Source organism: Brucella sp. (assembly GCF_032066345.1).
In the GTDB taxonomy this organism is placed as follows: Bacteria; Pseudomonadota; Alphaproteobacteria; order Rhizobiales; family Rhizobiaceae; genus Brucella; species Brucella pseudogrignonensis.
In genome coordinates, this window is the sequence record NZ_DAMBKZ010000022.1 from 40219 (window position 1) to 55136 (window position 14918).

The window sequence follows — 14918 nt, forward strand, 5'->3', positions numbered from 1 at the left end:
CTCACCTGCTTCCGTCTTTGGTTGCGGCTTCAGCTTCCGCCTTTGCCTTTGCTTCGGCTTCCGCCTTGGCTTTGGCAACTGCGGCATCCGATGCCTTACGGGTTTCCAAACCAACTTTTCTGTAGTCCAGATCTTCGGTCAGAGCCGTCAGTCCGCCCATAGGCTCAGACGTGATACGGCCATCCTGTGGACCTGGCTTAACAGTGTCGCCCTTGCCTGCTTCGAATGTATCGATGATTTCAGCCAGACGTTCTGGCGTCAGGTCTTCATAGGCGTCCTTGAAGATCATGACCATCGGTGCATTGACACAAGCGCCCTGGCATTCGACTTCTTCCCACGACAGCGTGCCTTCGGCATTAAGCTCGAAAGGATCGTGGTGGATTTTATGACGGCAAACATCCATCAGGGCTTCCGAACCACGCAACATGCAAGGCGTGGTGCCGCAAACCTGAATGTGCGCGCGCGTTCCAACTGGCTTGAGCTGGAACTGCGTATAGAAAGTCGCAACTTCAAGAACGCGGATCAGAGGCATATCGAGCATATCAGCGACATGTTCAATAGCGGCTTTCGTGACCCAGCCATCCTGTTCCTGCGCACGCATGAGCAGCGGAATAACAGCCGACTGCTGACGGCCTTCCGGATATTTTGCGATCGTCTTGTGCGCCCAGGCCTGGTTTTCCGCGTTGAAAGCGAAACCAGCCGGCTGGACGGCATCATCTGCGAGACGGCGAACGGACATCAGCGGTCAACCTCACCAAACACGATATCGAGCGAGCCAAGAATTGCCGACACGTCAGCCAACATGTGGCCGCGGCACAGGAAATCCATAGCCTGAAGATGGGCAAAGCCCGGTGCGCGCAGCTTGCAGCGGTAAGGCTTGTTGGAGCCATCCGATACGAGGAAGACGCCAAATTCACCCTTTGGTGCTTCAACTGCTGCGTAAACTTCACCGGCAGGCACATGGTAGCCTTCCGTGTAAAGCTTGAAGTGATGGATAAGCGCTTCCATCGAGCGCTTCATCTCGCCGCGCTTCGGCGGCACGATCTTGTTGTCGGTGTTCGAAACAGGACCGACGCGTTCCTTGCCAAGCAGAAGATCTACGCACTGGCGCATGATGCGAGCCGACTGGCGCATTTCTTCCATACGGATCAGGTAACGGTCATAGCAGTCGCCGTTCTTGCCGATAGGAATATCGAATTCCATTTCGTTGTAGCATTCATAAGGCTGCGACTTGCGCAGATCCCATGCTGCACCCGAACCGCGAACCATGACGCCCGAGAAGCCCCATGCCCATGCATCTTCGAGCGAAACAACGCCAATATCGACGTTACGCTGCTTGAAAATACGGTTTGGCGTAATCAGATCATCGAGGTTCGTAAGCGTCGTCGACAAAAATGGATCAATCCACTTGCCGATATCTTCAATGAGCTGATCAGGCAGATCCTGATGCACACCACCTGGGCGGAAGTAAGCTGCGTGCATACGTGCGCCACAAGCGCGCTCGTAGAACACCATCAGCTTTTCACGCTCTTCGAAGCCCCAGAGCGGCGGCGTCAGTGCGCCAACGTCCATGGCCTGCGTGGTCACGTTCAGAATGTGGTTCAGGATACGGCCGATTTCCGAAAAGAGAACGCGGATCAGCTGGCCACGCTTCGGCACTGTGATGCCGAGCAGACGCTCAACAGCCAAAGCGTAGGCGTGTTCCTGGTTCATCGGCGCCACGTAATCGAGGCGGTCGAGGTAAGGAAGTGCCTGAAGATAGGTCTTCGTTTCCATCAGCTTTTCAGTGCCGCGATGCAGCAGACCGATATGCGGATCGACGCGTTCCACGACTTCGCCGTCGAGTTCAAGAACAAGACGCAAAACGCCGTGCGCAGCAGGATGCTGCGGACCGAAGTTGATATTAAAGTTGCGGACCTGAGTCTCAGCCATGTTCAGCTTCCTGTCGCTCAGTTCGTCTTGGCTTTCTCATCGCCCGGCAGGACGTAATTCGTCCCTTCCCATGGCGAGAGAAAATCAAAATTGCGGAATTCCTGTCGCAGCATGACAGGCTCATAAACGACGCGCTTTGCTTCATCGCTATAGCGAACTTCAACAAAACCAGTCGTTGGGAAGTCCTTGCGCAGCGGATGACCTTCAAAACCGTAATCGGTCAGAATGCGACGCAGATCCGGATGGCCAGAGAACAGAACGCCATACATGTCGTAGGTTTCACGTTCAAACCACTCAGCACCGACGTAAACGCCGACAGCTGAAGGGACCAGCGTATCTTCATCAGCCTTAACCTTCACACGAATGCGGAGGTTCTGGCGTGGAGACATGAGCTGATAGACAACATCGAAGCGCTGAACGCGCTGCGGATAGTCTACGCCGGAAATATCCGTCAGGTTCACGAACTGGCACTGCACGTCATCGCGCAGAAACGTCAGAACGCTGATCAGGCTCGTAACCGGAACATTAAGAGTAAGCTCGCCATAGGCCAGCTTCGCCTCTTCGATCGCATCGCCGAGACGTTCTTTGATATAGCCGGAAAGTTCACCAAGAGCTTCTTCGCTCATATCTCTAACTTCCTCTTTTAGATTTCGACCCATCCTTGGGAAAATGGATCGAACTCTAATAAACCCTCTTGCACCAACGGGACTGCGAAAGCCCTGTTAACGCTCGATCGTACCTGTACGACGTATTTTCTTCTGCAGCATCAGAATGCCGTAGAGCAGAGCTTCCGCCGTTGGCGGGCAGCCTGGAACATAAATATCGACCGGAACAACGCGGTCGCAGCCACGCACTACAGAATAAGAGTAGTGGTAATAGCCGCCGCCGTTGGCGCATGAACCCATCGAAATGACGTAACGTGGCTCAGGCATCTGGTCGTAGACCTTGCGGAGAGCTGGAGCCATCTTGTTGGTCAGCGTACCTGCAACGATCATAACGTCGGACTGACGTGGAGATGCGCGCGGCGCGATACCGAAACGCTCGGCGTCATAGCGCGGCATGGAAATGTGCATCATTTCCACAGCGCAACATGCGAGACCGAAGGTCATCCACATCAGTGAGCCTGTACGTGCCCAGGTGATCAGAGCGTCAGCAGATGTGACGATGAAACCTTTGTCGGACAGTTCACTGTTCAGATCGTTGAAAAACGCATCGTCGGAGCCAACAGGCTTGCCCGTGCGAGGGTCAAGAATACCCTTTGGCTGCGGAGCAATGAGCGTCGAACCCGACGACTGATTTGTGCCGGTCAATCCCATTCCAGCGCTCCCTTCTTCCATTCATAGATGAAGCCGATGGTCAGAACACCAAGGAACAACATCATCGACAGGAAACCAAACCAGCCGATTGCACCGAAGGACACTGCCCACGGGAACAGGAAGGCGACTTCGAGATCGAAGATGATAAAGAGAATCGACACCAGATAGAAACGGATGTCGAATTTCATACGGGCGTCATCAAAGGCATTGAAGCCGCACTCGTAAGCTGAAAGCTTTTCCGGGTCGGGCTGTCTGTACGCGACTAGAAACGGCGCAACCAGAAGGGCTACACCGATTACCATTGCGATGCCGAGAAAGATGACAATCGGCAAATAGGAACTTAAAAGCTCGTTCATGATCCTTATCCGGCTTGAATACGAGGCTGCGCCGCCTGTCATAAGCTTTTTGAAGCTTACCACCATGCGACACATTGCATCTATTGCGACCTCGTCGCCTCAAGCAGCTTCAAAAGGCATGCCGTGCGAACTTAGTTCATTTCGCGGGGACGGTTAGCGCAGCATGCGCGCAAGCGCAAGCCCTCCAACGCGATCAGGCGGGTATAGTCCGGTCAAGATGCTTAATAAGAGGCAACATCAAGCCCATATATGCCACCCTATTTTCGTATAGCACGAAAACATCATAATTTCGTGAGTATTTAGAGACAAACCGTCTTTCGCCATTTTGAGGCGAATAGAATCAATCGATTTAGATGCGAGCGACAAAACTGACGGCGGATTTTCAATCAAGTTCGCACCTGTCATTCACCGCAAATGCCTCCGATTCATTTCTATTGCTCACATTCATTGCGAAGCGCAAACCGGGATGCGATTCACTCGCTTGCTTTCGAATACGGAATAAATTGAGACGCAGCTTCGCTTCAGGAAAGTCGCTGAGCACTCTTTATATATAGCGAGTGAAAATCACACTTATATATAAAGTGCAAAACAGCCCCCTCCTCACTTCTGCCGACCTGTCGCTACCGGCGGAAAATTCTCATCGTCATGACCACGATTCTTGAAATGAATTAGCGCCAGCGATTCAATGAGTGGTTTCGCGTGCCTTCAGCAATCAGCCAGTATTTTTTAAAATTGCCCCTCAGGATCGTAGCGCTTTCGCATTGGCATAAGAATCAAATGCTGACGAAACTGCAGGTACGAACACCCCATCGCTTCGGCATCAGAGTCTGAGCTTAATAAAAGGAGAGAGATTTGAGCACATATCTGCTCACAAGTGGCGACGTTCTGGTCATTCTGGCCGGGATTTTGTCTGTCGCCTATCTCTCCTGGAAGAGTAAAGCGAAATAGCCCCACCCTGACAATATGAATGATGACGCCAGTTCGCTTGCGCGGCTAAGCATGCGGCGAGATAAAGCTCTCGATCAGGCATGACTGAGGCATAAGATTTGAATGTTTCATCATGGGAATAAAAACGCGAGAAGCGCCATTTTCTTCAAGATTTTATGATCGAATTCTTGAAAGAAAATGGCGCGAGTGACGGGGCTCGAACCCGCGACCTCCGGCGTGACAGGCCGGCACTCTAACCAACTGAGCTACACCCGCGCATTTCATTTTCAGCCGTTTGGCTGGATAGTCACCGGCGTTTCCGTTCGGTGTGAGCGGTCGTTTAAGGGGTTCTCTCACGAGTGTCAAGCGAGTGGTCTGAAGAAAAAAGAAGAAATTCGATTTTATTTTAAAAGCCCCCATTTTGCGGGCTTTCTTATAGGGGAGCTTTTATCCACATCTCTGCATGTATCGCCCGAACGCATTCAAATTAAATGGAAAATAGAATCGCGTTGCATGATCAAGTGCATGAAACAGGCTCTCACACGTAGTTCTTATAAGAGCGCCGATTTGAGTTATCCCCAGCAGGCCTATCGATTTTAGCCGGAGAACTAAAAAAATGCATTTTTCTAATTTTTCCGCTTGCACTCTCGAAACGAACAGCCTAAACGGCTCTCACAGCGGCTGACAAGTCAGTCGGGCGATTAGCTCAGTTGGTAGAGCGCTTCGTTTACACCGAAGATGTCGGGAGTTCGAGTCTCTCATCGCCCACCATATTATCCCCTTGATAATGTTGAAGTTATTGAAACCATTGAGTTTCCGGCGTACATTCTAGTACACAAGGCTGGCACACAATGAGTCTCACAATGTCCTCCCCTTTCCTTATCGGCAACGTTTATTATCTTCGCACCCGAGTGCCGTCTGACCTTGTTCAACGTGCGCACGGAAGATCAATTTCTCTCCCTGTCGGCGATGATCTAAAGCGTGTTCTTATAAAGGGATTTGTAAAGGTCTCGCTTGGAACGCGTGAACCCGCAGAAGCAAAACGTCGTTTCAGCGCGGCTCATGCAGCGCTTCAAGAGTTTTGGGTGACGCTACGTGAAGGCTCTAAACCCCTCACCTTCAAGCAGATGCTTGCCCTAGCAGGAGAAGCAAGAGGAATATCTGTCGAAATATTCGATGAAGAACCAGTCAGCCAGAGCCTTTGGGAAAAGGTGGTTGAAAGCAATACCGCTGCGCTAAATGGACGACTCAATACGCTGGCGATACCTACCCTTGAACAGCAAGCCAACGATTTAGAGAAGAAGTTCGGCAGAGTCGCTGACGCAGTGTTATCGCGTAAGGGCGTTAATAATTGAGCCACAACATCGTACACGCTTTCTGCAAATGGTTGGAACAGCATTGAACGAGGCAGCAAAAATCAACCACGCGAAGGCTGGCGGTGATTATACGGATAGCGGCGAAACAAATAAGTATCCAAGTTTTGAAGCCGATAAGCCTAAAGTAGCCAATAAGCGCATTGGTGAAATCACATTTACTTCCGTCATAAACGCCGAGGTTTCCCGCCGTTCTTCTGGTAAAACCGCTTCGCCTGTAAGAACGCAATCTATCTCTAAATATCATAATGCAGTCGAGGAGTTCGCTAGGTTCAGAAAAAGCGATGATCTGACTACCGTTACCGCTCGTGAAGCGGATGCATGGGTACGAGACATGCTCGACAAGGCAAAACTGTCGAACCGTACGATCAAACAACGGCTCCAAAACCTGAAAACCGTTATAGAATGGGCCAGACAACATAGTTTGGGTGATTTGTTTCCACAGGCTAGCCCGTTAGAAGTTGTCATTCCGCCTTCTTATCAGGCTGCGCCAAGCGACCAGCGTACACTGACACTCGAAGAAGCGCGAACAATTCTGAAAGCCGCAAGACAGGAACGGAGCTTGGAGCGGAGGTGGCTTCCTTGGCTATGTGCATATTCAGGCGCGAGAATAAACGAAGTCGCGCAATTAACACCGAACGACTTTTTCCAAGTCGGTAATGACTGGTTTTTCAAGCTAACCACGATGGGCGGCAAGACGCTGAAAACACAGTCGAGTGAGCGGCGTGTGCCAATCCATCAAGACCTTCTGAATGAAGGTTTGATAGACCTTATTGCTGCGTATCCCGGACGCAGTTCAATTCGCATATTCCCTACACGCTCACAAGGAAACGTGCGAGACTGGATACGCAACACATTGAAAATTGAACGCAAAGACCTCGCACCTAACCACGGTTGGCGGCACTTGTTCGAAGACATGTGTCGTGTCGGTGGTATTCAAGACTCTGCGAAGGACTATGTGACCGGACGAGCAACTGGTAACTCAGCAGCAGGATATGGCAAGAGCGAAGCCATGCTACCCGGACTAGCTCGCGAAATTGAGAAGATACCATCATATATGAACGAATAGCGCCTTAACTCACTATAGGGATGCCCCTCACAAATAAATCGTGAAGGGCGCTTAATGGGCTGTTTTGCGAGTCTGTGAGGGCTTATGATCGTACTTTTGAACTCAAGAAAGGCCAACGCGTCAGCAGCCTCGTTATGGGTAAAACGCCTTATGGCGCAAGCGGTATTAATGATTTCAGCGCGGGGGAGCGCTGGTGCTGCGAGAGAGCATTGAACTCGGCTGAAATGGCCATTAAACATTGTTTTTATTACATAATTTCAGATAAGTATCAAGTCGCGTGTACAACCCCTGTGCCTAGACAGCCTAAAATTGACAAAACTCGACAAACACTTCACGTCTATCTTTTACCTTCACAGGAAAAATGAACATTTTTGAGAAATCAAAAGAGATCATAAAATTTTAAATAATAGTAAAGGCATTAATAGCGGATATTATATTTCTAAAAATGAAAATTGACCACATCACGTTCCGCGTATATTGCTCCTAACTCAGATATCAATTTGCAGGGGCAATCCAAATGAACCATGATGACTTAGTTAATCTATTACAAACAAATGGTTATAACGTAAAAAGTTGTGATCGACTGTCAAATGACAAGGGATGGGCAATTAAGTGCACTTCCGGTGAGATTATTAATTTATACGATACCGGCAAACTAGTCGTACAAGGGAAAAATCAAGCCGCGATAAACACGCTTCTCGGTCAGCCCATTGCCGCACCTGTAAACGGAACGACAGCCGCAACGGGTATTCAACCTACTAACAGCAGCCCTCGTGACGTATTTGTTGTGTATGGTCACGATAGCATCGCGCGCACAGAATTAGAAGCGATGTTACGGCGATGGGGCCTAAATCCGATTATTCTCGATCAACTCACGTCTGGTGGGCAGACGATTATTGAAAAATTGGAAGGTGCTGCAAAAACTGCAAACTTTGCTGTTGTACTGGCTACGCCTGATGATGAAGGGCACCGTGCTGGTCACGAAGAAGAAAAGGCCTTTCGTGCTCGGCAAAATGTTGTTTTAGAGTTGGGGATGATGTTAACAAAATTGGGGCGTGATCGCGTTGCCGTTCTAATGAGACAGCAAGAGAATATGGAGCGTCCTAGCGACATTCAAGGTGTTATCTATATCCCTTTCAAAGATGAGGTTGGTGAGGCAGCCCTCGCGCTTGCTAAGGAAATCAATGAAAAAGGAATAAATATAGACTTGAAGCGAGTTTGATTTTCTCTTCACGAGAGAAGAAATAGTTTAGATTTTTTCTCTCGGAAAAATAGTAACCATTGCAATGATCGGTATATTTTTCCTCAACTCGATCTCAGTCACTACAGAGTAAATAAGCGAGTCCCAACGTTTTTTAATTCAAATATCTTGTAAATGGCTCTTTTTATGTTTTTTTCTTCACCAAATCGAATAGACCCCGCCGAAGCGGGGCCAATTTGATTATCGGAGCGACCAACCGTTGTTCAGCTTACTGCCTCCAATCGTAACGGAAGGAAGGGCACTAGAAAACAACGAGCCTAAGTCCTCGTAGAACTTCATCTGGTCATAATAATTCTGGCGGTCCGCGTCTGCGGTCGCCTTTATTTTCTTTGAGAAGCCCTCAGAAAGTTCCCTAAAGAACCCTCCACGGCCTTCCGCTTTCCGCTTGAAGTTCTCCTCAAGCCGATCTGCAACAGCCCTTGAAAGCGGTCCTGATTTCTTGCGTCAACGAACAATGTTTGCCCGATCTTTCTCAAGGTCGGCAATAAGTTCCTCACGCATTTTGTCCCGTTCCGTTTCCTTTGCACTGGCGAAAGCCTTGAGTCGGTTTTCTTCCTGCTGTCTGCGGTAGTTACGCCTCACATCGAGGCGCCCCGCAGTAATCAGGTTTCCGCTTCCTAACGGCATGTAACCGCGAGATTTGCTAACAACCATCCATTTTCCGCTGTCACCTACTGGAATGACGGTCAAGTCATCAACGCTCTCAACACCCTCACGCTCCTTGGCAAACTCATAAACGTCCTGAATTTCCATTTCCATGAGTTCCGGGAAGTCAGGCGGTAAGTCTCGCGAAGTCGGAACCAGACTGCCGTTTATTACTACTGAGTTCGTTTCAAGGTCCTTCTGAATATTGTCTTTGATTTCCTCTCTCGTGCTGCCGCTCTTAGACATTTCCATCACACGCCCATAAACCTGAGAATACCCCGGCCCACGCTTTTCCAAACCTAAAGCCGACATTGTGCTATTCACAATGCTGTCTATTTCTGTGGCCCTCAGATTGGATCGAGCTTCCTCAGCGGGGTCCATAGTCACGCGTGTTGCCGCATAATGCAGCGCACCTTGCTTATCCAAACGCAATGTCTCGACTCCGCGTTGATACGCTTCAAGAAACGTCTTCGATTTCGCATCCTGCATGACGGTGCTGAGATATGCCGGATTTGTTGCCTTCAAATCCCGATAGAGTTCCGCATGTTGAACCAAAGCTTCGGGAACATGCCCACGTTCAACCAGCATCTCAGTTGTTGATCGGGAAGCTATGCCATTGAGCAGCGCATCCCATTGCTTATTGACGATACCATTATTGCCGTACCAAGACACACGCTCACCGAATACCTGCTTACGGGCTTGTTCAGGTGGCGTCCCATTAGCGATAAGTTGCTCCTGTCGGACATCCCACTGGTTTTCCATATGCGATACCATGTCATCTTTGATCTGTTTTGTGGTGTAGGTGGTCTTGTCCTCATCAACTTCGGATGGGATTTCACGGTCTTTCAGCAGAGCGATACCGCCTACTCGGTTAGAAATGGACAAAGCTTCGGATAAAACAGCTTGCTTTCCGTCCTCATGGGCTTTCTTGTAACTGCGCTTTAGGTCTGAAATATAAGCATTTTTCTCAGCAGTCAGGCGGTTCTGAGTGCTCTGAGACACCATGTCCCCCAACTGCTTCGTCGTGAATAAACCCTTTCCCTTCAGCTTTTCTGCGTCTTTCAGAGTGAATGTGCCGTTCACAACCATGTCGTTGACAGTGTTGCGTTCAACGAGACCGTCTTCCTGAACCTTCCCATCCCGCACGTCCTTCGCCGTCTCAACCAGCTTGAGCGACTCAGTGCCATACTTAGCGATCCTTCCAATAGCCGGAAGCTTCTCACCATCCGCACCAATACGAGTCTCTCTAAGCAGCGCTTCAACAATATCTGGACGGCCCTTTGCCGCGTATTCCTTAGCAATCTCAAAAATCGTCTCGTTTTGCTCATCACCCGAAAGCCCCAAGAAGTCCCTGTTTGAAGCGGACCTTGAGAACACATTCTGAGCAATCTGTGTCGCAGTCAGCTTGCCCCCCGCAAGGTCATCATCAATGATGTTGCGGAAGGTATCAACGACAGCGCTATTCCGCTGCCCTTCCATATAGGACACCTTCTGCTTGCCGATGCCGTCCATCATGCGTTGACGGTGCGGCTCCATAGCGCGGTAGAAAGCGGCCTTAGAGAGATCGTTAGGCAGCGCTTCGGCATACTCTGCAAGCTTCTGCTGATAGGCGGTTTCAGGGTCGCCCGACGAGAGATCAAAGCCGCCGCCGAAGAAGAACTTTTCCATCTCAACGCGACTGTCACTTGCGGCCTTCTCACCGAGCAATGACATTTGCGCATCTTCACGGATGCGGATGCCGTTTGCAGAGCCGGATTTCACGTCCTCTATGAGTTCCTCACGAGACATGAGCGACCGTTTGGCTTTCCATTCGCGGTTAGCGCGGCTTTCAGGGTCTTCTTCTTGTGCCTTTGTGACGGCGTTATAGTTCTGAAGGGCGTTATTCAGCCCGCCAAGGCTGTCAGCGAGGGCGCGGAGGTTGCCCCCGGCTTCGCGCTGTGCTGGCCTGACGAACGTGCTTCCCGGTATTGCTGCGGGTTGAAGCCCGACAGGGCGTAATGATGGGGCCTGAATGCGGCTTCCGAATAATTCATTTGCCATGGGTCTGTATGTCCTTATGTGACTGTGATTGAATAGAAAAAGCCCCACACGAAGGATCGTGAAGGGCACTTAATGGGCTGTTTTGTGGAGCTGTGGGGGCTTTATGTTGCGCTGCGGTATCTTTCCAACTCAGTCTTAGCGAGCGCGTCAACAGCCTTGTTATCGGGGTCTTTAAGGTTGCTTCTGAGCCATTTCCATTCGACACGCAGCCCTTCCGCAGCATCAACCAGAGCTTCCCATAAATCTCGATTTTTCACGGGCGACTTGTCGTAAGACGACCAGTTTTTAGTTTTCCATTTATGCAACCACAGGGACATGCCGTCCGCGACATAGTTGCTCACGCTATAGACGGTAATGGGGAATGCTGCTGCATATGTATCTCGAATAAATCTCATGCTTGCTATAGCTGCCTTCTGTTCCATCCGGTTCTTGGTCGTATTGCCGATACTCGCAGCAATTACATGACGAAACCCTCTCGATGGCCCTTCCCAAAGCTGTATGATTGCAGCAAATGAGCCGGGGGCGTGGCTTACCGGACATTCGGCGTCAATGTGGACGGTGATATGAGTGGTTAGAGAAAGAGACGCATTTTCAATTATTTGCATGTATTTGCTCCTTTCAAAGGCAGCTAGAAGCGACCGTCAAAAATGCATTGCGACATGCATGACAGCGCGGGAATTATTAGAATGAAGGTTTGATTTATGTGGCGGTTTACGTGGAAGTACCGACCACTGATGAATTAAGACAACCTTGTAAAAGGTGTCTTGGGGTAGGACGTAAGTCGATAAGACACTGAAATACCTTGCTTTCGTACGTCTTCTCACCGATCGTCCACCGCCATTCGTAACGAACAACAGGCTGGACAAGGCTTGAGAATGTGCGGGAAAGGTTGCGCTTTATGTGCAAAACCCATTCCGACATCATCAAATATATAAAGCTGGAAGGTGTTTTCGGACCAACTCCGTCAGGAGTGAGTACCATTAAGCGGCCTATAAAGCGTCTCGTTCAAACTCTTATAATAGGTAAACAGACAAAAAGTGGCACCTCTGCCCACCCTGCTTGAGACCCGAAGTTTCTTTTATAGGTAAACGTCAAAAAAGTGGCATCCCTGCTTCCAAGTGCTTAATCATCTTCATGTGTCGAAGTACACTTCTTCGCGAAAACGAAGTCCTTTCAATGATCTCCCGGATTGTCAGCCCTTCGCAACGCAAACTAGCGACAATCTTCCTTCGCGTATCTACGGCTTTTTCTTGCGAAGGACCGCACGTGACCGCTTTTCTCAGAAACTTTTGCCCCAAAGGAGTCACCAAAAGAAACCGCCCAAAGCCGCCTTTCCTCCTGACCTTAATCGGCACGACAAGGTTATTTTTGACAGCACTCTGAGAAGCGTCCGGGGTGTGGAAATAACGAGGCTTTTGAAACGCCGCATCACGGACCATCGGCACATTGCGATAATCCAAGATATAAACGACCATACCGAGATGCTTCATGGTCTGACTCAAGCGGTGTGTGGTTATATTAAGGGCCTTTGCGAAAGCGCCAATAGAAAGACAACCTGTCGATATTTCACCAGTTATCGGATTGACGATTTCACCGCGCTTTCGATCATGAATTATCGGTGTTTTATCGTGGGTCTGCCTGTTTGCCTCCAGCTTTGCATTGCGTAGCATCGTTTTTGTCCATGCTATTCCTCCCCTAGCCTTTGCTTTTTTGGACACCTCATCCAGCCAAAGACGAAAGCCAGAATTATCCATGGTCGGCTGACACTTTGCTGATACGCATAGCTACATTTTTATCGCGGCATTTACTCAGCCTGAGATTGCTCATGCGCAAATCCAAACTGTCACCATTAAGATAATGAACGACACGCCTTCCCTCTGCCTTGAGAACAGCACGGGCTATTTGAATGACCGTTCCTTTACCATCACGCCAAAGCCCTGCCCTGACATAAGTGCGCCCTTGGCCGTCACCGTTTTTAAACCAGTTAGGCGTTATGCCGCTGTCAATGAGGCGCTGATAGTCAGCAGCATCAATCAAAGCGAAATCAGCACCAGCGTCATCAAGAGGAACTTTCAGGACTTGCTTGCCGTAAGCATCAACAAAGGGGATCGGGGTGCGCACTGAGCCGCGCTTTCGGATTGGTTTTGGTGCTTTCATTGTTTTCCTTTCTGGAATGCAAAAAACCCCGCCGGGATGGACCAAGCGGGGCGATTGAAGGTGTGGATTAAGGTGCGGTTTTGCGGGTCTTACAGGGGTGCAAAACCGATTAGGCTTACACATGGTCGATAGCGCAGAGCATCACGACAAACATGTTCATCAATTATAGGGGGTAATCACGTTCAGCGAGGAGCGCGACAAACTATTAATTTCTAAGATAGGGGGTAATGCAGCACAGAAGGCCGCATAACGCCCCGATAAGACTCATTGAGCGCCACCAACGGCATTATCAGGAAACACCATCACCACACTCAAAGCGCTTCTCAGCGACTCGCTATGGCGCTTTATCGTCTCCTATTTTCCAGAACATTAACAACGCTTTCGAGCGCAGTCGGCTTGATCTGCATGTATCGCATGGTCGTCAGCATGGCACTGTGGCCCATCCAAGTCATAACGCGCTTCACATCAACGCCACCAAGAACCAGCTTCGTGCAACATGTATGACGCAGCGTGTGCGGGGTTACATCGTGAAACCCTGTCGCAACGCGCATTTCATCCCATTTATGGCGCATCACAAAGCGCGAAACATTGGTGAATGGCCCTACATTGCTTCTGTGGCTGTTATAGCGGCGCTTCAAAACACCCTGAGCGCGTTGTGTGAGCGGAACAGTGCGCGGCTTGCCTGTCTTTGTCTCCCAAAATGTGACCGCACCGTAATCCCGGCGCACATCCTCCCATTTGAATGTCATCACTTCCGAATAACAGCGTCCACCCGTATCAAGCAGGAGGACACACAAATCATGCATATCCATCAACTTCCGTTCCTGCCAGTAATCCAGCAAAACGTCCTCCTCCTGTTCATCCAGATAACGGAACTTGGATTGTCCTTCGGGCGCCCAATTGAATTTCGGCATGTCCTTGAGAATACCGCATTCAAGAGCCGTCCTGAGCATTCTCGACAGAGCAGCCGCCTTTCTGTTCGTGGTTGCTGGCGCATTACCTTTATTAAGGAAGAAAGAGCGCATTCCGGTAATCTCGAAGGTGGTTATTTTATCAATAGACTTGTGACGACCGAAGAAATCCACCACGGCCTTACCATTCTTGATCTGAGTTACGCTGCCCCGTGCTTTGCTCCAAACCGTTTTGACAACATAATCATAGAGTGGCCCCAATGTCGCAAGGTGCTGAGGCGTAATACCCTGCAAACAGGTTGTCAGCGGCTGCGGGATCGGTTGGCCTTTTATTTTGGCATCCTTTGCAGCCTTTTCCCATTCCTCCGCCTGAGCCTGTGTATCGAATGACGGACGCAACCTTTCACCAGTTTCAGTCCGAAAGTCTGCAAGCCATCTTTTTCCGCGTAGACGTGCCATGATAATATATCCTTTCTTATGCTTGAGCGGAGGTAAAAGCGCAGTCTGAGCGGCCCTTCACGGGACCTTTGCGCCTATCTTCACGCAAACCAGCAACACGGCGGCGCTCACGCTTCACGTCTTTCCTGCACAAAGCTGCCAGATGTTCTTGAAAATAATTGATTGCGGATAGGACTTTGAGCCGATCATCGGGTGTCAGACGTTTCAGCGCTCTCGTCTGCGTAAGAAGGCTCAAGCGCATTGCGTTGCCAGTATCGCCGAAATACCCTTTGCGACCTTCTGCAAAATCGAAGGCGACTTCACTCAGCAGTTCTAAGCCGTGCGAAAGGGCAGCTATGTGTGGCGCATCACCTGACTGTCGAGACGCCTTCCATGATGAAACAAGGGCGTCCTGAAGCAGCAGAATTACGTTGCGGGGATTGGTGCATTGAAGGTCGGCATAGGTGAGCATTCACAGTTCCTCAAAGGTTCG

At 49.9% G+C, this 14918-nt stretch carries 14 protein-coding genes and 2 tRNA genes; 4 read left to right on the top strand and 12 right to left on the bottom strand.

Annotated elements, in window-relative coordinates:
• Window position 1: 1 nt before the first annotated feature.
• The 6 genes from nuoE to RT142_RS20575 all read right to left on the bottom strand — a co-directional run bounded on the left by nuoE (window position 2) and on the right by RT142_RS20575 (window position 4807).
• Window positions 2-739, bottom strand: coding sequence for an NADH-quinone oxidoreductase subunit NuoE (nuoE, locus tag RT142_RS20550; protein ID WP_007874541.1), 738 nt, complete (start codon window positions 737-739; stop codon window positions 2-4).
• Window positions 739-1932: an NADH-quinone oxidoreductase subunit D gene (locus RT142_RS20555; RefSeq protein WP_007874540.1), complete on the bottom strand. Its 1194-nt coding sequence runs from the start codon at window positions 1930-1932 to the stop codon at window positions 739-741. The genes nuoE and RT142_RS20555 overlap by 1 nt, the downstream gene beginning before the upstream one ends.
• A gap of 17 nt (window positions 1933-1949) precedes the next feature.
• Complete coding sequence (locus RT142_RS20560) at window positions 1950-2558, bottom strand: NADH-quinone oxidoreductase subunit C (RefSeq protein ID WP_313031140.1); 609 nt, start codon at window positions 2556-2558, stop codon at window positions 1950-1952.
• 96 nt (window positions 2559-2654) lie between these two features.
• Window positions 2655-3248 (bottom strand): NuoB/complex I 20 kDa subunit family protein, encoded by a 594-nt coding sequence (locus tag RT142_RS20565; protein WP_007874538.1) that lies wholly within the window; start codon window positions 3246-3248, stop codon window positions 2655-2657.
• Window positions 3239-3604, bottom strand: coding sequence for an NADH-quinone oxidoreductase subunit A (locus RT142_RS20570; protein WP_007874537.1), 366 nt, complete (start codon window positions 3602-3604; stop codon window positions 3239-3241). The genes RT142_RS20565 and RT142_RS20570 overlap by 10 nt, the downstream gene beginning before the upstream one ends.
• A 1126-nt stretch (window positions 3605-4730) precedes the next feature.
• Window positions 4731-4807: transfer RNA gene (locus tag RT142_RS20575), tRNA-Asp, on the bottom strand.
• Between the two features lie 419 nt (window positions 4808-5226).
• Here RT142_RS20575 and RT142_RS20580 point away from each other — a divergent pair.
• The 4 genes from RT142_RS20580 (at window position 5227) to RT142_RS20595 (ending at window position 8195) form a co-directional block, all read left to right on the top strand.
• Window positions 5227-5302, top strand: a tRNA-Val gene (locus tag RT142_RS20580).
• A gap of 92 nt (window positions 5303-5394) precedes the next feature.
• Window positions 5395-5886, top strand: a complete 492-nt coding sequence (locus RT142_RS20585) for a DUF6538 domain-containing protein (protein ID WP_313031144.1) — start codon at window positions 5395-5397, stop codon at window positions 5884-5886.
• A 43-nt stretch (window positions 5887-5929) separates the two neighbouring features.
• Window positions 5930-6973, top strand: a complete 1044-nt coding sequence (locus RT142_RS20590) for a hypothetical protein (protein WP_313031146.1) — start codon at window positions 5930-5932, stop codon at window positions 6971-6973.
• A 517-nt stretch (window positions 6974-7490) separates the two neighbouring features.
• Complete coding sequence (locus tag RT142_RS20595) at window positions 7491-8195, top strand: TIR domain-containing protein (RefSeq protein WP_313031148.1); 705 nt, start codon at window positions 7491-7493, stop codon at window positions 8193-8195.
• A gap of 483 nt (window positions 8196-8678) precedes the next feature.
• Here the strand turns inward: RT142_RS20595 and RT142_RS20600 are convergent, their stop codons facing one another.
• The 6 genes from RT142_RS20600 to RT142_RS20625 form a co-directional block, all read right to left on the bottom strand.
• Window positions 8679-10592, bottom strand: coding sequence for a hypothetical protein (locus tag RT142_RS20600; protein WP_313031151.1), 1914 nt, complete (start codon window positions 10590-10592; stop codon window positions 8679-8681).
• 428 nt (window positions 10593-11020) lie between these two features.
• Window positions 11021-11524 (bottom strand): RNase H family protein, encoded by a 504-nt coding sequence (locus tag RT142_RS20605; protein ID WP_313031154.1) that lies wholly within the window; start codon window positions 11522-11524, stop codon window positions 11021-11023.
• 486 nt (window positions 11525-12010) lie between these two features.
• Window positions 12011-12673, bottom strand: coding sequence for a hypothetical protein (locus RT142_RS20610; RefSeq protein WP_313031156.1), 663 nt, complete (start codon window positions 12671-12673; stop codon window positions 12011-12013).
• A complete protein-coding gene (locus tag RT142_RS20615; protein WP_313031158.1) occupies window positions 12666-13076 on the bottom strand; it encodes a hypothetical protein in 411 nt (136 codons plus the stop codon). Before RT142_RS20615 ends, RT142_RS20610 begins: the two co-directional genes overlap by 8 nt.
• Before the next feature lie 344 nt (window positions 13077-13420).
• A complete protein-coding gene (locus tag RT142_RS20620) occupies window positions 13421-14446 on the bottom strand; it encodes a site-specific integrase (protein ID WP_313031160.1) in 1026 nt (341 codons plus the stop codon).
• 16 nt (window positions 14447-14462) lie between these two features.
• Window positions 14463-14897, bottom strand: a complete 435-nt coding sequence (locus RT142_RS20625) for a hypothetical protein (RefSeq protein WP_313031161.1) — start codon at window positions 14895-14897, stop codon at window positions 14463-14465.
• Between the last annotated feature and the right edge of the window lie 21 nt (window positions 14898-14918).